Annotated in this window: 19 protein-coding genes; 5 read left to right on the plus strand and 14 right to left on the minus strand. The window is 48.4% G+C overall.

Translation table 11 applies throughout. The features are described from left to right. From DL346_RS09445 to DL346_RS09505, 13 genes are all read right to left on the minus strand, one after another. Positions 1-744 (minus strand): hypothetical protein, encoded by a 744-nt coding sequence (locus DL346_RS09445; protein WP_112881899.1) that lies wholly within the window; start codon positions 742-744, stop codon positions 1-3. After that, positions 745-1,461 (minus strand): ABC transporter ATP-binding protein, encoded by a 717-nt coding sequence (locus DL346_RS09450; protein WP_112881900.1) that lies wholly within the window; start codon positions 1,459-1,461, stop codon positions 745-747. 3 nt (positions 1,462-1,464) lie between these two features. After that, positions 1,465-1,842: a GntR family transcriptional regulator gene (locus tag DL346_RS09455; protein WP_240633108.1), complete on the minus strand. Its 378-nt coding sequence runs from the start codon at positions 1,840-1,842 to the stop codon at positions 1,465-1,467. Between the two features lie 239 nt (positions 1,843-2,081). Beyond that, complete coding sequence (locus DL346_RS09460; protein ID WP_112881901.1) at positions 2,082-2,297, minus strand: alpha/beta-type small acid-soluble spore protein; 216 nt, start codon at positions 2,295-2,297, stop codon at positions 2,082-2,084. Positions 2,298-2,396: 99 nt separating this feature from the next. After that, positions 2,397-3,107 carry a DUF421 domain-containing protein gene (locus tag DL346_RS09465; protein ID WP_112881902.1) on the minus strand — a complete coding sequence of 237 codons (711 nt, stop codon included), beginning with the start codon at positions 3,105-3,107 and terminating at the stop codon, positions 2,397-2,399. 120 nt (positions 3,108-3,227) lie between these two features. Then, positions 3,228-3,521 carry an apiosidase-like domain-containing protein gene (locus tag DL346_RS09470; RefSeq protein WP_112881903.1) on the minus strand — a complete coding sequence of 98 codons (294 nt, stop codon included), beginning with the start codon at positions 3,519-3,521 and terminating at the stop codon, positions 3,228-3,230. 50 nt (positions 3,522-3,571) lie between these two features. After that, on the minus strand, positions 3,572-4,312 hold the full coding sequence (locus DL346_RS09475) for an alpha/beta fold hydrolase (RefSeq protein WP_112881904.1): 741 nt from the start codon (positions 4,310-4,312) through the stop codon (positions 3,572-3,574). Between the two features lie 116 nt (positions 4,313-4,428). Further along, positions 4,429-4,920 (minus strand): ferritin-like domain-containing protein, encoded by a 492-nt coding sequence (locus DL346_RS09480; protein WP_133257508.1) that lies wholly within the window; start codon positions 4,918-4,920, stop codon positions 4,429-4,431. Positions 4,921-5,110: 190 nt separating this feature from the next. Beyond that, positions 5,111-6,706 carry a sensor domain-containing diguanylate cyclase gene (locus tag DL346_RS09485; protein ID WP_112881906.1) on the minus strand — a complete coding sequence of 532 codons (1,596 nt, stop codon included), beginning with the start codon at positions 6,704-6,706 and terminating at the stop codon, positions 5,111-5,113. Positions 6,707-6,778: 72 nt separating this feature from the next. After that, on the minus strand, positions 6,779-7,285 hold the full coding sequence (locus DL346_RS09490) for a GNAT family N-acetyltransferase (RefSeq protein WP_112881907.1): 507 nt from the start codon (positions 7,283-7,285) through the stop codon (positions 6,779-6,781). A gap of 45 nt (positions 7,286-7,330) precedes the next feature. Beyond that, positions 7,331-8,632 carry a right-handed parallel beta-helix repeat-containing protein gene (locus DL346_RS09495; protein WP_112881908.1) on the minus strand — a complete coding sequence of 434 codons (1,302 nt, stop codon included), beginning with the start codon at positions 8,630-8,632 and terminating at the stop codon, positions 7,331-7,333. After that, positions 8,629-10,497, minus strand: a complete 1,869-nt coding sequence (locus tag DL346_RS09500; protein WP_112881909.1) for a discoidin domain-containing protein — start codon at positions 10,495-10,497, stop codon at positions 8,629-8,631. Before DL346_RS09500 ends, DL346_RS09495 begins: the two co-directional genes overlap by 4 nt. Before the next feature lie 114 nt (positions 10,498-10,611). Continuing rightward, positions 10,612-11,124: a DUF421 domain-containing protein gene (locus DL346_RS09505; RefSeq protein WP_112881910.1), complete on the minus strand. Its 513-nt coding sequence runs from the start codon at positions 11,122-11,124 to the stop codon at positions 10,612-10,614. Positions 11,125-11,316: 192 nt separating this feature from the next. Between DL346_RS09505 and DL346_RS09510 the strand changes: the two genes are divergently transcribed. Beyond that, on the plus strand, positions 11,317-12,498 hold the full coding sequence (locus DL346_RS09510) for a stalk domain-containing protein (protein ID WP_112881911.1): 1,182 nt from the start codon (positions 11,317-11,319) through the stop codon (positions 12,496-12,498). Positions 12,499-12,544: 46 nt separating this feature from the next. On the opposite strand, the gene DL346_RS09515 is transcribed toward DL346_RS09510, so the two are convergent. Continuing rightward, entirely contained in the window at positions 12,545-13,516 is a 972-nt protein-coding gene (locus DL346_RS09515) for an aminoglycoside phosphotransferase family protein (RefSeq protein WP_112881912.1), read from the minus strand. A 106-nt stretch (positions 13,517-13,622) separates the two neighbouring features. On the opposite strand from DL346_RS09515, the gene DL346_RS09520 reads away from it, so the two are divergent. The 4 genes from DL346_RS09520 to DL346_RS09535 all read left to right on the plus strand — a co-directional run bounded on the left by DL346_RS09520 (position 13,623) and on the right by DL346_RS09535 (position 19,643). Then, positions 13,623-15,947, plus strand: a complete 2,325-nt coding sequence (locus tag DL346_RS09520; protein ID WP_165822445.1) for a helix-turn-helix domain-containing protein — start codon at positions 13,623-13,625, stop codon at positions 15,945-15,947. Positions 15,948-16,133: 186 nt separating this feature from the next. After that, positions 16,134-17,075: an ABC transporter permease gene (locus DL346_RS09525; RefSeq protein WP_240633109.1), complete on the plus strand. Its 942-nt coding sequence runs from the start codon at positions 16,134-16,136 to the stop codon at positions 17,073-17,075. A gap of 7 nt (positions 17,076-17,082) precedes the next feature. Beyond that, positions 17,083-17,976, plus strand: a complete 894-nt coding sequence (locus tag DL346_RS09530; RefSeq protein WP_112881914.1) for a carbohydrate ABC transporter permease — start codon at positions 17,083-17,085, stop codon at positions 17,974-17,976. A gap of 119 nt (positions 17,977-18,095) precedes the next feature. Beyond that, positions 18,096-19,643, plus strand: a complete 1,548-nt coding sequence (locus tag DL346_RS09535) for an ABC transporter substrate-binding protein (RefSeq protein ID WP_112881915.1) — start codon at positions 18,096-18,098, stop codon at positions 19,641-19,643. Positions 19,644-19,705: the final 62 nt, after the last annotated feature.

Here is a 19,705-nt window from a genome sequence, read left to right on the forward strand (position 1 = left end):
TCACACCTCCACTTCTTTTTCAAAAATGTAGCCATTCAGCCAAACTAAACCCGCGCCTAGAAGCACTAAACCGATGAAAGGCCCCGAGTGCAAATACAGGATATCGGCATCATCGCTCACTATGAATAGATCGGGCGTCCACAGAAGGAGTCCCGATAGCATGGGACTTAGGCGCAGCAACAGCCATAAAGCTCCCAAAAACGCGCCGAGAATGACAAGCCACTTCAGCTTGGCGACCAGCTGCCCGCACAAAAATGCGAATTGGACGACAATTAGCAGGAAAGCGACCGTAAAACAGTACAGCAAAAAGCCGGATGCCGTTACATGTAAGAGCGTTGGGAACAGCTCAGGCAGCTCCTCGCTCGCCCTCCAATCATCCCAATCGGCCAACATCAGCACGAGGATGAAACTCCCTCCGATCCATAAGCTCGTCAGGATCAACAGGGAAAGCGCGGCAGTCAATTTCGCCGTCAACACCTTCCACCCGCGTACAGGCAAGGACAGGAGAAGATAAATCGAGTTCGTTCTCCACTCCGAATGAAGCTGATAATAGCCGGTTCCGATCGTGATTAAGGCCGCAAACAAATACGGGATGAATAAGGAAAGAATCATCACGATTTCATCGCCCCAAACGCCGCTCTTGAACAAAACCAGAACATGCAGCAAGAGCACAGCCGCGGAAAAAACGCCGTACATAGGCAGAATGCTTCTCCATTCCTTCAGGAACAATTTCCGGAATGCCATCTATGCATACACCTTCTCCCATATATTCTCAAGCGAGCAGCCGAACTCCGATCGCAAGTTTTCCGCAGAGTCATGGATTTTGATTCGACCGTTCTGCAGGAAGATGACGTCATCGAACATGGGCTCGGATTCCTTGACCGAATGCGTGGATAACAGGATTGTTTGCTCATCTGCTTGAAATTCGCTGATAATCGAGTGAATGATTTTTGCGCGCGACATCGGATCGATGCCCGAGAACGGCTCATCCAGCAGAACCAGCGGAACCTTTCGAGCTAATGCAGCGATCAGCTTCAATCTGGCCCTCATACCTTTAGAGAGATTCCGGACCTTCTGCCGCTCGTCTAGCTCCATCGCATGCAGCAAAAGGGAGGCCTTATCCACCTGCCAATCGCTATAAAATGCCGAGATGAACTGCAGGGTCTCCTTGACCGTCATCCAGCTGTATAAGCTGTCGATTTCGGGCAAGTAGGCAATCTGTTGTTTGTTTCGAACATCGGGCTCTCTTCCGTTAACAAGGATGGTGCCTGAGGTAGGGTAGATCAAACCGGCCATCATTTTGAGCAAGGTCGATTTTCCGCTTCCGTTAGGACCTAACAGGCCGACGATGCTGCCTTTCTTGATCTGAAGGTCGATACCATTCAGAGCCTGCTTTAACAAATAACGCTTATGTACGCCCTTTATTTCAATCATGGTCGGACTTTGATCAATCGCGGTCACGAGCTATCCCTCCTTGCTCTCATCGTATAATTGACTGCGAAGCAAGCGCTCCGTCTCTCCCGGCTCGATGCCGAGTCCTTGCATTTCTTCGATGAAAAGCTTGACTGCGGCCAGCGCCATTTCAGACCGGATCGTCTGCAGCAATGCCGGATCGTTGCGGATGAACGTGCCTTGGCCGCGAAGCGTTTCCGTCAGCCCTTCCCGCTCCATCTCTTGATAAGCCCGCTGCACCGTATTGGGGTTAACTTGCGACATTTGAGCCCTCTCTTTATGTGAAGGAATTTTATCTCCCGGCGAGAGTTCTCCTCTGGCCAGAGCCTTCTTGACTTCATCTACCATCTGCATATAAATCGGTTTGGGATTGTTAAAGTTCAGCTGCACGTTCGATCCTCCTTTAGACCGCGAACCAGTGCACTATTAAACTAGTGCACTAATAGATTATTTGCATTTGCAACGAATGTCAATGCTTTTTTCGCAATCGTCGGATTCGGCGCAAAAACAAAACCCCACCATTGTTGGTGGGGTTCTGTTATGGATATTCAGCTAATGGACCTGCAATATGGACAGCTTCTCTGGCGCCAAAAAATTAAAAAAGGCGCATTTGCATGCGCCTTTTTTGTTTATCTCCAGTTTTGCGAGCTGCCGCCAAGGCTTTGTTCTGCGATTTGAACCAGTCTGCGCGTGATTGAGCCACCGATCTTACCTGCATGGTAAGTCGTTAAATTACCGTTATACCCATCTGGAGAAAGCTGAATACCGAGTTCCTGTGCAACCTCAAACTTGAGCATATCAAGTGCTTGAGACGCTTGTGGTACCACTAATGTTTTACTTGCCATTTGTTGTTTATCCTCCTTTTTTTGGGATGATGTTACTTTCTCCAAATCCTCCAATAATATTCAGAATATTCGTCTAAAAAATCCGCGAAAATCGTCCGGCTAGGCATTCTGCGATTTTCGTATTTCATGGACCTTTACGGTTTGTTTACTGTCGACGGTTGCTAAGATCACATTGTTGATGGACAGCGGTTCGATCTGGGATTGAAGCCATTTATGATCTTTGCCGATTTCATGCAGCAGCGCATGCTTCATATGCCCGTCGGTAATAATCGGCTTCGTCAGATTGAATGGCTTCGTCGGCAGTTTCATGTCCGTTGGCGTTACCGGCTGATAGTCGGTTTCTAGGAAGACCGATAATGTACCGCCCGGCTCCCAGGCTGCAAAAGCAACCTTCGATATATCTTCAACATCGGATTTGCGCAGTTCGGCAAATAGGAATTCGATGGTGAGCTTCGCTTTCGCAAGATTGCGGAAATCGAGCCTTCCGTTTTGGATAAGCGTAATAGGCGGCGGATCGAAGAACTGCTTGAGCATCGGGATTTTCAGGTGTAACCAAATTGCGGTCATATATAGAATTACGAGCGTAACGGTTGTAATCATGGAGCCCTTCAGCCCAAGACGCTCATCCGATAACGGATGGGCAATAATGTTTCCGAGCGTCAGCGCGATAATGAAATCAAGAAACCGAAGCTGCGAAATGGAGCGCTGGCCCATCATTTTGGCGACAATCATCAGAAATACAAATCCGATTATGCTGCGCAGTATCCACTCGATTGCGGTTAACGACTCCTGGCCTTTGAAAAAATCCATTCCATGGCCCTCCGATCCTAACTTTTTCCAGCCATAGGTTATCCCGCCAGTTTCTAAACCATGCATCTCCCGCAAGAAATAAAGATCCGCGGAAACCGCGGATCTTCATGAATGGATTCATTAGAACTCCAATACGACCATCTGGTGAATATGAAGCTCAGGAACGGTCGTTTCCGCCGTTCCTTCATGCCAGGTCCATGTCAGCTCCGTCCCCGAAGGAGCAAGCGTAATCCGTTTCGGCTTTGCTGGAGGACGCACGGCATTGAACTGCTGATGTTTGCGTACGGACAAATACTGCTCCCATTCGGTCAGCGTCGCATTCCCGAACGTATCCCAAACCGTATCCGCCAGCAGGAAAAACGGAGCCGCTCCCTTGCAAATCAAGTTCTTTGACTCATTGACCGTAAGTCCCATCGCCTGTTTCCTCCTCATATTATTTTGCTATATCGCCTTATTCCTATCGGCTACGTTAAAGAAGCCTTCTGCCTGGCAGTTTTGATAAAATCAACGATTGGCTGCGGATCCTCCAAGCTATGCGGGTGGTGCTCTCTGCCTTCTATCAAGATTACTTCAATCGTCCCGCCCAACTCCCGATATTTCCGCTCGAGAACGGCGCCGTTCTCGCGGTACGGCACGACCATATCGCTGTCACCGGCTACAACGATAATCGGAATGCCTGCTGCCGCTGCATGGTGAGCAACATCCAGCGGATTCTGATCGAAAGCGTCAGCCTCTTCATCGGTTATTTGATAGACGGCCAGACATGCTTGCCAATCCGCGGGCGAGCCAATCCCCTCGCCTTTTCCTCCCGGCCAGCTTCTGATATCCAGGACGGGAGCGTCCAGATAAAGTGCCGTGACCCGATCGGGATATGCAGCCGCATAGTTAAAGGCGTACAATCCGCCGCGGCTGAAGCCGAACAAAACCGCCTTCGGCTCCAGTGAAAATTCGTCGACAATATATTCGCGGAACGTCTCCATTTGCCGGACGGCTGATGGACAACCGAACATATCGCTCAGCTGATAATAGGCGATATGCCATCCCAGCTCCAGCAGGGCGTTATCGGCGTAATCGAACGCGTGCAGAAATTCGGCTCTCCATACCCAGGGCTTGCCGAATGCGGCCGTTTTCGGACATATCATAATCCCTTTGCGTCCATTCAGCTCAAATTCCACTTGCTCGCAGCCGTTTCGTTCGTTCCCCATATCGGTTCTCTGATCTCCTTTCCCAGCGCAGCTTGTCCGACATTGTTCGCTTGACGCAAAAAAAGAAAAACCGCCCCAATGCTAAGACGGTTAGTTGATCTATGGTGTCTAGTAAATCATGAATGAAGAAGACTTATGAGCAAATAATTCCATTTCGAAACAATCGCCACATTATCAACCGCAATTTTGGCAAGTAAATTCTGATAATAGCCTGTAGGCATGGCCGCCAGAATGCTGCCTGCTTGCTCAATCATCCTCCATTTTGTATATAATGCCTGCTTCAAAGCTCCCTCATAGGATGTAGCCTCATTATACACCGAAATCGGTACGGACACCTGAACTTCTTTGCCTGTAAAGGCCAAGTAAATTTCCCGCAAAATTTGCAAATGTCTCCGTTCGTCATCCCGGATGGATGAAATGATGGTACGTTCTTCCTCGGACGGCGCTAATTCTAGAAGCCTCCGATAAAATGCTTCCGCATTGCTTTCCCCAGCCGCCGTGTCATGTATGATTCTCATCGATTCCTGTAGAGCAGAATAAGGCAATGGCATGCCCGTTTGGCGAAAACTCCAATCAGCTCTGTAATAAGGATATGGGCTGTAATACAAATGGATTTCCCCATTTCATATCGATTTCCTTCATGATATGCGGATACCCAGTTACAGAGTGATTGGAGTACGAGCCTCTGTTGCTAAATTTACCAATTATTAGATGACTTCATCGCCAGCGCAGAAGCGGTACGATTTGAACAGCAAAAAGGAGCAGCTGCCTAGGGCAGCCTGCTCCTTTTTCATTCCACTATCGTACACCGTTCGCGTGAACCGCTATCGCATTCTTCCCGCTTCTTTTGACGCGGTACATCGCTTCATCGGCCTTTATCAGCAGAGTCGTCATGTCGGAGGCATGATCGGGATGCACGCTGATCCCGGCACTGAATGAGACCGGAATCATCGTTTGTCTGACATAAAAGGGACTCGCCGCGATCGAATCGAAGCGCTCCTTGACATCCAGATAAACTTGTTTCTCGCTCCGCCGATAAGGGATAAGCAGCACGAACTCATCCCCTCCAAGTCTACCTAGTATATCTCCGGGCTTGGCATTCTGTTTCAGCTTCGATGCGATATGCTGCAAATATTGATCGCCGATCAAGTGACCGAACGTATCATTGACGGACTTGAAATTATCCAAGTCAATCAGAACGAGGGAGAACCGCTCCCCCGCTGCGATCTTGCCGCGCACCTGCTCCTGAATGGCCATCCGATTGGATAAACCGGTAAGCGGATCATGATACGCTAAATGACGATAACTGTTTTCGGATTCGATTAATCGTCGCTGCGTCTCTTTCAGAGAGGTAATGTCCGTCAAATGCAGGATTAGCAGTCCTTCCTCTGCGTCCGTGCCGTCAATGAGTTCCATGCTCACGATCAAATTCAGCGGGTCATGGTTCTGAACCCGTAAACTCATCTCCCAATTCATTCCCGCTTCCCGCTTTGTTTGATATTCTTCCCACCGCTCAGCTAAACTCGCATGATCGTCGAAGAACAGACACTGCGTAACGCGGATCGGACTGTTCGTATTCGCCGCCTCTCCAAACAACTCCTTCGCGCGCGGATTCATCTCTTTCTGATTACCATGCATGTCGAGCAGCACGATAGCCGTCGGCGCGGATTGGAATAGGTTATGGAACAAGTCCCGGTAACGGGGCAAAAAATCGTATTTGCTGACCAAGCTGCGAAGGTTGACTACCCACAGCAGCGCTCCCGTGAAATACAATGCCATCGCGGCTTCGCTTGTTGCGGCCTGCAAAAACAGCAGCGAGGTCACGAACAGGATCCAAACAAATAAAAGCAGCCAGCTTAAAATAAGGTTCATCAGAAGCTTCTTGCGCCTTACCTGTTTGGCAGTTAGCCACGCTAAGAACGAAATCGCAACCGAGCTAAGCAAATAGACGGCGACGTAGGAGACAGCAAACAAAAGCAGAATCGGATGAAGAGGACTAGACCCGTCTGCTTTCGAATGATAGAGTTCCTTCGGCGAATAGATAAGCAGCATGGCCAAGTGCGAAAGAAGCGGAGCGGCGTAAACCAATATGACAAGCCGCTTCACCCGTTGGCAATTAAGGCCGGCAACAAGAACGCTGAGTTGAACGGATGAGCTGATCGTTAACAACAGCATAGGCCCATTCCAATAGAGGACGAGCTCCCTCTCGATCTGAGGAAACAACGCCGTTTTGACATACTCCCCCATAAAGTAAAAGAGCAGCGTCAGCATGAGCAAGGATGCAACGCGATTTAATAATCTCTTCTTATTGCGGGCATACAAAGACACAGCCATATAAAAGAATAAGTATGAGGGCAGTAGTATCGTTAAAAAATCCAAGGAGATTTCGTTCATAGTTAAAGCTTATCATAATATTGAACGGTTGAAAGGATGAAATGTCGATTTTTCACGTAAAGGACACCTTTATCAGTAGCTGCGTTGATAGGTCCAATAAAGCAATTCGATATCTTCGCGGTCGTTTTTAAATCCTAATTTCATTAATACATGTTTGGAGCTTATATTGTCAGCTTCGCACCTAGCGTTGATCTGTTTGACCGAATCTTGATTTATGGCCCAATTTATTAACTGCCCGGCAGCTTCGAAACAATATCCTTTGCGGCGGTGGCTTTCGTTTGTAGCAAATCCGATTTCAATCCTGCCGTCCGGATCGGGATCGCCTAAAAAGCCAATACCGCCAACGATTTCATTAGTGTCCTTCGCCACGATGATCCAAGAGTCAAACCCATTCGTTCCATTGTTTCTAATAAGAAGCTCCTGAAAGTATGGTAATGCTTCATAAAAATCTTCGCCCGGCCATTCGCCGTTGGTTCTGTACCCCAGCGCTTCAATTGCCTGCGTATCACGCTGGGCCGCTGCCTCGATTAGTTGAAGATCAAGCGTTTGCAACAATAGCCGATTCGTCTCAATTTTCATAGTTGGATCGCCTTCCTTATCATGGGATACGTTGCTTTCTTACTGTCACTCCCAAATAACCGGCTCCGTTAGTGGAACGAGCTCGCTCATCGAATTGTAACCGTACACTTGCAGCCGATAGCCATGTCCTAGCCCGTTCGGGATATACAGCTCAGCTGTCACGACTTCGGTCGTTCCGCCGGCAATTTCCTTCTCGATGATTTTGATCTCTTCCAGTCGATCCATTTTATCGTACAAAGCAGCGACAAGAGACAGCGACTTGCCGGTTTCGGAACGGTTTACCGCCGTAATTTCCACGGTCATGGCGGATTTCGGATCGAGTTCCCGGGCGATCGCTCCGCTTGCGTCCCGCAGAACCGGCGCCGACACCGTAAACAAGTTGACAAGTGTCACTCCCGCAGCTTCCGACGGCGTACTTTCTCCGATGTCGTTAACCGCGATAATTCTGTAAAAGTACTTGTTACCTATGGAGACATGTGTGTCCGTATATGCAGGTGCCTCAATGCCGGAAGCTATCGTTTCATAATGCCCCTCTTGATCTTCCAAGCGAAGCACGGTGTAGGAGAGGGCTCCTTCGGATGGCGACCACGTTAGATCGATTCGTTCGTCACCGACCTGGGCTTGAAGCCCGCCGACGACGTCCGGTTTTAACGGTTGCTCCGTCGTATCAACGCCTGCCCCCGGAGCTAAGTATAGCTCGGTGCCTAAGTTATTTAAACCGTTATTGCGCAAAACGATTCCCGTTCCCGCTTCAATCCGGATTCCGTTCATGTTACCGGCAATCGTGTTATCGGCGATTAGAACGTTGGACGGATCCCCTTTACCCGCTTCCCCTGCGTTTACGTCTCCGTTATCGTGCTGCAGCGCGATCGACCAAAAGTTCAATCCCGTGTTGTTACGGATGATGTTATCCTTCAACACGGTGCCCGGCGCGTTTCGGACGATGATGCCGATGGCATCTTCCCTGCCGGTATTTTCGATCACGTTATGTTCAATAACCGTGTCAGGACTTCCCATATATATGATGATTCCCTCGCGGGCTCCCGAAATCGTATTGTGGTGAATATAGTTTTTAGGTCCGGATGCATCATGGTTGGTTGGCGCGGTGCCGCCCGTGTTGCCGACGCCGATCCCTCCGCCCATGCTCGTGTTGTAGATCGCGTTACCCGTAATTTCGTTCAAGTACTCGTCCTCGCCGTGCAGATCGATGGAGTCGTAAACCGTCCCGTCGAACACGTTGTTCAGGATCAAATTGTTGTGAGCGTAATATTGGATCAGCGCGCCGTGGCGGATGTAAGGTCCTTCGAACCTGTTGTTCTCCACGACGTTAAAATACGTATCATTCAATTTGCCGAGCTGGTCCGTTTTCGGAGTGCCTTGGATGGATACGCCGTAGCCGGCACCGCCGCCATATCCGTCGCGTTACGGAATAGCGAGTTTCTTACGACGACGTTATTGCTTTCGCTGATTCTGACCGCCATTTTTTCGAACTTCTCGAACGTGACATGGTCGATCGTAATATTGAAGCAGCCGGATCCGCTCGTATCATCCAAGTAAAGGATGTTTTTCGGTCCGCCCCGCTCCGGATGGGAGACTGTAGGATCAGTCGGATAGGATTTATTCCACGTGGAGGTGAAAGTCAGGTTGCTGATGGAAATATTGTTTTTGTTAAATCCTTTGACGATTCGGCTGCTTGTATGGGTTAATCCGGATACCCCGTCGTCGAACGCGGAGGACAAAATCGCGCCGTCCTGGCTTTGTCCCCTCAAATTGACTTTGGATTTTAGCTCTAAATGAGTCGCCGTATCGCTTGGGATCGTCGTTCTCAAGTTATACACGCCATCGGGAAAATAAATCTCGTCTCCCGGTTGGGCTGCCGCCAGTGCTAAGCGAATGGCAGCTGCATCGTCCACCCCGTTATCTTGAGGATCCGCGCCGAAATCCGTTACGCTTAAGACCGCACCGGTAACCGGATTCGGCGTATGAATCGTCGCCGGCGTACCGTCCGGATGATAAAGTCCAGCTTTCGTGTACGGCTCTGCCGGTGCCGACGGCGGTTCGATTTCAATCATGCCGGTCACTATAATCGGTTCGGAATTAGGTGCGTAAGCTTGGAATTCCGTAATGCTGTTCCATGACCCCGACGTGCCGCCGGCGCTATTGCCATGTCCGATAAAACGAATATATCTGGCATCCGTATCCGCGAAGTCGAAAGCTTCCGGCATAATCGTCGTGCCGTTGCTTGTCTGGAGATCCAATACATTGGACCAGTCTGTACCGTCCGAAGAGAGTTCCAGACTGAAAGTCGACGTTCTAAGATTTCCGTTATAGAAAGCAATGCCGACGTAGCCAATCTTCTTGACCGCTCCTAAGTCAAAGGTCGCCGTTTGGCCGTCTCCGCTGGAAGACCACCTGGTATAGATCTTGTTATCGAGCATGTTCTGCGGAATATTGCCGTCGTTCTCGATGTCGTTAACCGATACGATCGGAATCAAACTCGCCGTCTGAGGCATGGCGTTAGCCTCGAAGTCGTCGAACGTCGCAATATGACTCGTTACGGCAGCGGACTTGCTTGTATAAAAGCCGACCCTTCCGCCCGCCAATGTCGAAGGCAGCTTCGTATCTTCTACTGTAATTGAAGGGCCGCCATCAACGGACCCCGAAATCGCGCTGCCTTTCATCGTTAGTCTCAACGTGTAAAATGCATCGTTAGCTGCAGCGAATGGAGTCGTCAGCAACGTGTAGTTCGTGCCGTTCTGCTTGGCCCTCAGCTCCAGATTCGTCCCCGATAACGACAGCAAATAATAGTTGTTGCCGTCGGAATAACGGCCGACGATGCCCGCTCTTGCGGCGCTCGTCAGCTTAACTTTCACGCTGAGCGCTGCGTCGTTAATAGCTTCACCCTTCACGGAGTCGTAGGCGAAGAAAGAAGCCGACCCGGTATCGGCGATCTGGCGAACGACTTTGTTCGGCGTAACGCCGTCGCCGAGCGTGCCATCTTCGACGATTCGCCAGTCGGCACCGCTCGCGTTTTTGACCCAGCCGGACTCATAGCTGTTACCGACATGCGGGCCGGCATCTAATGTGAACGATTGGAAGTCCTGCGTCACGATCGGTGCAGCCGCAGCCGTGCCGGTAGCCGGGAAAAGCTCGAAAAGGAGGAACAGACAAAGGAACAGATGGAAGTAAGGCTTACGGCAAAAACGTATCAATCAAAAATCCCCTCTCACTTCTGAAAGTTTTTTCGTAAACGCTTTCAAAACACCTTGCTAAAGGATTGCTCCACTATTTTACAAGGTTTGGGGGTTGAGAGAGAGGGACGGAATTTATGTGAGGTTGTGTTTTTCCATGATAGCATGCTTCAGCTGCTCGATATCTTGTTTTGTCGCCGGTGCCATGTGCGGCTTCAGTCTTACGGACAGTTTACCGCTTCCTTCGAATGCTGCGTACTCCACTTGGCTTCGCTCATAGATTCCGGCAGCCCGCAGCTGCGCATCCAGCGATTCGTCCGTCAGCTTCAGCGATGCCATTGCGCCCGGTTCGGGCTTCCCGTTCACGATGACGGGAATCGGTTTTCCGTTCCAGACCGAACGGATTCGTTCCGATTGCATGAACAAGCCCCGAAAAATGATAACGGTCAAAATGAGCACGATCGCGGTCCCGAAGGTAGTCCAGATGTTTTGATTCTCCACGGGTCGAATAAGCAGCGGACCGATAACGAGCATAAGCAGCACATCGGTTATTGACAGCTTGTTGACTGACGTCCTGCCTGCAAGCCTCAGAAGGAGCGAGCCGAACGTAACGATGAGTATTGCTTTCCAGATCCAATCGAATGGCATGAAGATTCCTCCTTAGTTGGAATAGTATTCCACGAAGAGGATCTCTGCTATTCGGACTGCCGCCAACTATTGTCTTGTATCACTTCATCGACTAAGTCATTCGTCCTGCTTCTGAGGTATCTTCCATACTCGTCAAGTCTTCATGTACGATGTCTCTGATAGATTGCTGTTATACTGACGGAGGCAGAAAAGATGAAACGAACTAGTAGAGTGCTTGGGGTTATGTTATTCCTGACTTTCGGCTTGCCTGTAACGGGACATTTGCACGCACAAGAACAACAACCGATAAAGATTTTCATTGATGGAGCCAATATCGCATTCACGCATCAGCCCTTGCTTCTGGAAGGAACAACAATGGTACCGTTTCGGCTTATATTCGAGAAACTCGGATATGCCGTGCAATGGAATAAAGCCGAACGCACGGTGCTCGCTAAGCGGTATGGCACCGACATCGCCCTTCGTCTCGACAGCGTGATCGGCGCTGTAAATGAGGTGCAATACTGGCTGTCACAGCCTCCGCTTCTTACGAAAGGAACAACGTACGTTCCGCTCCGCTACATTGCCGAAGCTTCCGGGGCTGAAGTCCGCTGGAACAGTGAACAACGGTCGGTTCATATCAACCATACGGACAAGTTGACGAAGGAGGAGCAAATTCGCCATTTTTTAAACAAGTACTTTTACTCCCTTAGTCTAAATGAGTATATAGGAGAAGCGATTCAAGCTAACAGCGTAAAGCTGGGCCGGACGGAAATTATGAACATCGATGTGTCGCCTGAAGGCAACACCGCTGAAGCCATTTTCCAAGTAGAGCTTACAGCCGCGAAGGGATCTCAATTCAGTACCTTTCTTATTGAATTACAGGAACGGCTTACAATCGATGAAGGTCTCGTATGGTCCATCGATCCGAGTGCCCGCACCTTGCGCGTGATCCATGAAACACCTATGTCCGTGAACAGTGAGGACCTCTATATGGATGAATTGTTGATGCGAAATCCGCCTCCTGCGCTTTCGGAGCTTTCATCGATTGAAGACGTTGCAGCCTTCATCATCCGCCACTGGGAATACGGGACGGATCGTGCAGCTGTCGAACAAATCCTGAAAGATCTTAAAGTACCTATCCATCATCATTCAAACGGAATGAACTACCGTATAGACTTTAGGGCAAAAGAAGGTTATGTCTACAACTCAGAAAACGGGATGCGGCCGGATATTGAAAGCTTGCGTAAGGGTACCCTTCAAGGCCAACTTTGGCTGGAGTGGAATTCGAGGCAGAAACTTGAGCGGTTGGACCTGTATTGGACGAGGACCGGTGATAATAGGAAACCGAAATATGTATTTACTTATGGTACTAGCTTTGGTGGGAGTTGGTACTAGCCAAACAGGCTGCCGATCATCGGCAGCCCCTTTTTTTTGATAGTTCTCAGACCAGGCATTGGGCGAAGCGCTCCGTTATTTGGATGCCTCTGTGCCAATCCGATCCTCCATCTTCAATCGTCCAGCAAGCTTCAAGCACGCCCCGCACCACGCCCCACATCGCGATCCGGCGAGGGTCCAAACCGAGTTCTTCGGCCATAATCGCAATTCGGCGCCGCAGCACCTGCTCGCAGTCACCGCCTCGATCCTCATAATTCAACAGATACTGGATCGTATCGAAATGGATATCGCCGATGATGCCCTTGGGATCAATGACAGCCCATTGCTCTTCGCCTTGGCGAATGATGTTCTCATGATGCAGATCGCCATGCAGCAATAGATTTTCGCTCGTAGTCGAGATGAGATATGACAGACATTCTTCGGCGTTTTCCACCCAACTTTCAGGCAGCGGCGCGGTAAGGTCGGCGTCGTCGAAGCGCTCGCGGTATCTTTCAATCGCCGCGAAATGCTGTTTCATGATCGGGTACAGTTGGCCGCTAGGCGCCGGCAGATGAAGGCGGCGAAATACGTTACAAAAGATCTCCGTCGCATGCGTATCATCTTCAATTGCCGACAACGGCGTGCCGGGGTTGACACCCTCTAAAAGGGCAACGCCCATCTCCTCATCCGCTTCAAGCACATGAACCGCCCCGCGTCCCTCAAAGGCACGAAGAGCATGAACTTCCCTCGAAAGCTCGTCCTTCATGAAGGATAACTTAAGGACGGCCGGTTTCCCGTCACTAAGCTTTGCACGCAGCACGAAGTTATAAGATAAATTGGAAAATGGTTCTTCCGGACGAAAGTCAAAACGGCTTGCGCAATCTTTGATCAGCCCAGGCAGTGCCTTTGACCATCCGACACCTTGCTCACCGTGGAGTTCACGCATCCTTTCAACAAATGGTTCAGGGATCACAATCATACCGTTAATGCTCCTTTCAGGCAGGAAATCGACGAACGTTTGGCCATTCATTAGCCTCATCTATCCTAAACCTCAACCTATATGGTAAATTATTAGTACTGAAAGCACGTACTAGCCATCGTTTCCTGACGTAAACGGACCAATACGACGGAAAGGTATGACCATCATGCGGCTTTTTAAAATCTATCAATCGAAAAAATACTTGCTGCGCATCCTGCTGTCTATCTCAGTCCTAACCGTTATTTTCCTTGTCGGCTCCTCCGCCACTCTGTTCTACACCTCCAAAAATTCCGTCATCGAGATGCAAAAAGAGTACAATGAAGCGACTTTGGCACAAATCAACTATAACATTAATTCAATGGAAGAAATCGCAAAAAACATGGTATCCGCGTTATTTTGGGATGTTCAACTCAAGCCGCTGATGTCGAACCAAGAATTGCTTGTCTTTGATTTGACCAATAAAATTCATAAAATGGATACCGTCGTTAGTACCACTTCCTTTCTTGATTCCATTATCGTCTATAACGGCTACAGCGAACGGATTTACGCAGGAGGAAACTCGGCGCTGAAGAATCAAGGGAGCGAGCAGACGCAGCAAATGCTCAAGTTTCTTCGTAACAGCGATGCCGTGCAGAAAATGAAGTTCATTCCAATGAAGCTTAAAGAGAGAAGCACCGGAATCGATGTATTCTCTTATGTCATGTACGATTCGTTAGGTACGTTCAATCCGGGCGAAGGCGCATTGGTATTGAATATTAAGCCGGAATGGCTGTTTAACAATATCAAGCTGATCAATGGATTGGGATTGAAGAAAGAAAGCTCCCTCCTGCTGATGAACAGCGAAGGCCAAGTTTTATATGCGAATAAAAGCTACGATCTATTCCAATATCAAGATCTGTTCTCCGGCTCCTTCCAAGAAAACAAATCGGACGGGTACATGATCCAGCAGGTAGGGGGTCAGAAACAAATCATCTCCTACTCCAAACTGATCATTCCCGATTGGTATATCGTAAGCGTGCAGCCTTACGATGCCGTTATCCATAACATCGAGCAAATTCGAAAAACAACCATCGGCTTGACGATTTTATTCTTGCTTCTCTCCATAATTGCTGCGATGTTCGTCTCACGAAGGCTCTACAAGCCAATTGACAAACTGATCAGCCAAATTCAAAAAAACCAGTTTGGCATCGGAGACCATTCATCCAAAGACGAGTTGGCCTACTTGTCCGAAGTTTATTCCAAGGTCGTGGATAATCTGCACGACATGAAGAAGATGCAGCGGGATAATCGGGACATTATCGATTCTTATTATATTCGGCAGTTGCTTACGAGCAGCATGGCGATCAGTCAAGAGCAATTTATCGGTATTATTCGGTCAAACCGGGTGAAGATCCAGGAGAACGGTTCTTACGTCGTTGTCGTATTTACCATAGACAACTTCCGAAAAATAAGCCATTTGCTGCAACCAAGCCAAATGAAGCTGTTTCATTTCGCGATCTTGAACATTGCGGAGGAACTCATCGGAAACCGTTATTGCTGCGTAGGAGCCGAAATGAGGTCCGATCATCTGGCGTTTATTGTCAGCGCTGAGCACGATCTCGACGAAACAATCGAGCGTTTGAAGGAACAAGTGCTCTTGGTTCAAGAAACGGTGCATAGCTATTACAACATCATGATTAGCGCTGCCTTGAGCGAAAGGTCCTTTCATTTCACCGACATTTCCAAGCAGTATCACCAAGCCCAGCAGATCATGATGTATAAGCTCGTCTATGGACGACAAGCGCTTCTTTCTCTGGATTCGGTCGAGGAAAATATGCTCAATACGAGTGAATCCATACCACCGGAGCTGGAAAAGAGACTGATTGAAGGAATCAAGTCGGATGACGCAATGCTCTTGGAAGATACGCTCGAGAAACTCATCCGCCATAATGCCGCATGCAACTATGATCAAATCATGACGGCGATTACTCAAATTCCGCTGATTATTAGGCAAACACTGAAAGAAATCAATCAAAACCGTGTTCAGCCCATCGAGATCGATATCAATGGAGTAAGCTTGAGCATGCTGGAGATGGATTCGCTCGATGATATTCATCGGCAGCTGTGGCAGACGCTTCAAGACATCATTCAACAGAAACGAAGCGGATTGGATGATCGCAATGACATCCTTGTTGAGACGATCAAGGAGATTGTAAAACAAAACTACAGCGACGTTAATCTAAGCCTCCAATCGATTGCAAGCATGATGAAATTGTCTGCGGATTACGTAGGCCGATTATTTCGCAAAAACGAGCTTATTTCCGTTGCCGACTATATTAATGAAGTGCGACTGGGTATCGCCAGAGAACTGCTGGAGCATAAAAATCACAGTGTATACGAAATCATGGTCCAAACCGGATTTGCTAACCAGAGCTACTTTTTCAGACTGTTCAAGAAGAAGCTCGGTTGTACGCCCGGGGAGTATCGGTTGAAAAAATCACTTCAAGGATAATGAAATGCCTTAGGCCAACCTCTCCGGTTGGCCTTTCTTCGTAAAATGTACGGATTTCGGGAGTAAAACACCAAAAGTACAGTTCAAAAGGCTACTCATTCCTAAATAGTACACTAGATATTCGAGTCTAAAAACCGCAATAATGGACTCATCGACCAAGAAACCTTCAGGAAAGGGGTAAGCAATTTGGAGAAAGGATTGCGGAAACGGATCGCGAGCGAGTGGCGCCATTTTAAAAAAAACCATGAACTGTTCACGCTTGGCATCCCCGGAGTTTTGTATATTCTCATTTTTTCTTATTTACCGATGATCGGCATTATTATGGCATTCAAAAATTTCCATTACGATAAGGGGATATTCGGCAGCGAATGGACCGGTTTTAAGAACTTCGAGTTTTTTTTCGTATCGGAATATGCGTTTCGGATTACGCGCAATACCGTCTTGTATGAAATCGGCTACATCTTCTTCACAACGGTGTTCGCGCTCCTCTTCGCGGTTTTGTTAAACGAAATCTCGCGTAAAGCGGTGAAGGTGTATCAGACCGCGTTGTTCCTCCCTCACTTCTTATCTTGGGTCGTTGTGTATTATATCGTTTTCACATTGCTCGATATCAATAACGGCATATTGAACAAGCTGCTTATAGCTGTGGGTTTAGAATCCCATGATTGGTACATGGAATCTGGGCCTTGGCCTTACATTTTGAACGTAGTCGCGCTTTGGAAACGCATTGGCTTCAGTGCGCTCGTCTATTATGCCGGTATCATCGCCATCAGTCCGGATTATTACGAAGCAGCCAAGATCGATGGGGCCACCCGGTTTCAAATTGCCCGCAAAGTCACGATTCCGATGATTATGCCTTTAATTATGATTCTGCTAATTCTAGCCATCGGCGGACTCATATCCGGAGACTTCGGCCTGCATTACTTTGTTCCGAACGGTGCCTTGGCCGGCATGACCTACCCTACCACAGACATTATCGATACTTATGTTTACCGTGCGTTGACCAAAATCGGAGATGTTGGCATGGCTACAGCAGTCGGATTGTTCCAATCCGTAGTCGGGTTGATTCTCGTGCTTTGCGCCAATCTGTGGGTCAGAAAAATAAATCCTGATAATTCGTTATGGTAGGTGGATCATGATTAGGACAGGTAAACAATCGTCGTTCGTCGAAATGTGGATCAACCTCTTATTTATTCTCGTCGCTCTGTCTATGGTCGTCCCCTTCCTGCTGGTTATTGCCATCTCTTTAACGAGCGAAGAAGCGATCCTTACAAAGGGCTATCACTTGATTCCTCCAGCGTTCAGCACGGATGCCTATCGTTATATTTTTAAATCGCCGATGATCTTGATTCAAGCGTATTGGGTCACCATTCTGACAACGGTGATCGGTACGATTGCCAGTCTGGCGCTCACATCCATGACGGCTTATGTCGTGTCCCGAAAAGACTATCGATACGTAAAGCCGACGACGTTCTATATCTTCTTCACCATGCTGTTCAGCGGTGGGCTCGTCCCTTCCTATATCTTGATTACGCAGTACTTGCATCTAAAAGATACGATTTGGGCGCTCATTCTCCCAGGGATGCTCTCCCCTTTCTACATCCTTATTATGAAAGGTTTCATCGGTGAGATCCCGAAGGAGCTCATCGAGTCTTCGAAAGTGGATGGGGCCAGCGAGTGGCGGATTTATTTCCAAATGATTTTGCCGCTATCGAAGCCCGCTCTCGCTACGCTAGGTCTGTTCATCTCGTTTAACTACTGGAATTCCTGGTTTCCGGCACTGCTCTACATTAACAGCGAGAAGCTCGTTCCCATTCAGCTCTTGCTTACGCGAATGATGAATACGATCAACTTCTTGACCACTAGCGCGCAATTTATGAGCGGACTATCTATCGATACGTCCAAGTTCCCTAACTTATCGGCAAGAATGGCCATGACGGTGTTGGCGGCCGGACCGATGATGTTCGTCTTCCCGTTCTTCCAGAAGTACTTTGTTAAAGGCTTAACCGTCGGCTCATTGAAAGGCTGACGTTAATAAGTTTCATCGTTAACTTTACGAGAGGAGGTAAAGAATCGCAGTTACCATGATAGCGCTGGGGCAGGGTTGATTCGAAGTGCGAAACAATCACTTAGGAGGGTAAGCTGAACATGAAAAAGAAAGCCTTTCTGAAATTGGCATTGGCAAGTACGCTAATCCTTTTACTTGCAAGCGCTTGCGGCGGTAACAATACGAACAATGAGTCTGCAAATTCGACTAATGAACCTGCAACTACAACTAACACAGAGACCGATTCAACGAATACGTCTACCGATGAGCCTGCAAAAGAAGAGCTTCCACCTGTAGAATTACTCTATTATATCCCTCAGCCTGAATTGCAGCCGGATATTGCTTCGGTTGAAGCTGCGGTGAACGACTACATCAAACCGAAAATCAATGCGACGGTTAAACTGATGTCCATACCGTTTGGAGACTACGACCAGAAAATGAACACGGTCGTCTCTGCCGGTGAAACATTCGATATGATGTGGACATCAAACTGGGCATTCAACTATGAGACTAACTCGCTAAAAGGCGCATTCAAGGATTTGGAGCAGTTGGTCAAAGATTACGCTCCCGATTTCATCAATAGCCTGCCTAAAGCTGCGGTTGAAGGGGCAAGAAACTCCCAAGGCAAATTGTATGCGATACCGAACTATCAAATTATCGCGCAAGGCGGCGGCTTCGTCGTTCAGAAAGAAATGGCCGAAAAGTATGGCTTGGATGTAAGCACCATTAAGACGTATAAGGATCTCGAGCCATTCCTGGAGAAAGTCAAAGCCGGCGAACCGGATAAAATTGCTTTCGGTTCCAGAACGAATACATTCGTTCCGTATATGTATGGCTTTGACGGGCTTGGAGGAATTGAATACAGAACCGGCGATCCTAACTACAAGCTGGAAAATGTGTTGGCCTCACCGGAATATTTGGCTCATCATCAATTGCTGTACGATTGGTTCAAAAAAGGCTATGTCAATAAAGACGTGGCAACAGCCAATTTCGCGGATTATCAAAAAGCCGGAAAAATCGTCTCCTTCTACGAATGGACCCTGAAACCGGGCGGAGAAATCGAGATGAAGCAAAACATGGGCGGTAAAGACGTTATCTTTATCCCCTTGTACGAACCGCGGTTTTCCGGCGTACAACCGACGATGACGGCAATCAGCAATACGTCGAAAAACCCGGAAAGAGCAATGATGTTCCTCAATCTGGCAAATACGGATCCGGTATTGTTTAATCTTCTCGCTTTCGGTGTTGAAGGCAAACATTACGACAAACTCGATGCGTCGCACATCAAGGTCAAGACAGACGGCGGATATGCTCCGAACGTAGCATGGGCAATGGGTAACGTTACGATCGGTTACTTGTTGGAAGGCCAAGCGGACGATACGTGGCCTAAAACAATCGAGCTGAACAACTCGGCCATGGTACCGGAAATTTGGGGATTCCAATTCAACCAAGAGCCGGTCAAGACGGAATTGGCTAACATGGATGCCGTCTACAAAGAGTATGAAGCCGCAGTCACAACCGGTGCGGTCGATCCAAACGAATACATTCCAAAACTGGTTGATGCAATGAACAAAGCCGGTTCAGAGAAAGTACTGGCCGAGAAGCAGAAACAGCTGGATGAATGGCTGGCATCGAAAGGCAAGAAGTAAGCGGAAGCCAACAAGCCTGGGGTTCTTGAATCTCAGGCTTGTTTTTTTGTGGGAAATGACAA

The sequence above is a fragment of the Paenibacillus montanisoli genome (genome assembly GCF_003268025.1).
Classification (GTDB): Bacteria; Bacillota; Bacilli; order Paenibacillales; family Paenibacillaceae; genus Paenibacillus_Z; species Paenibacillus_Z montanisoli.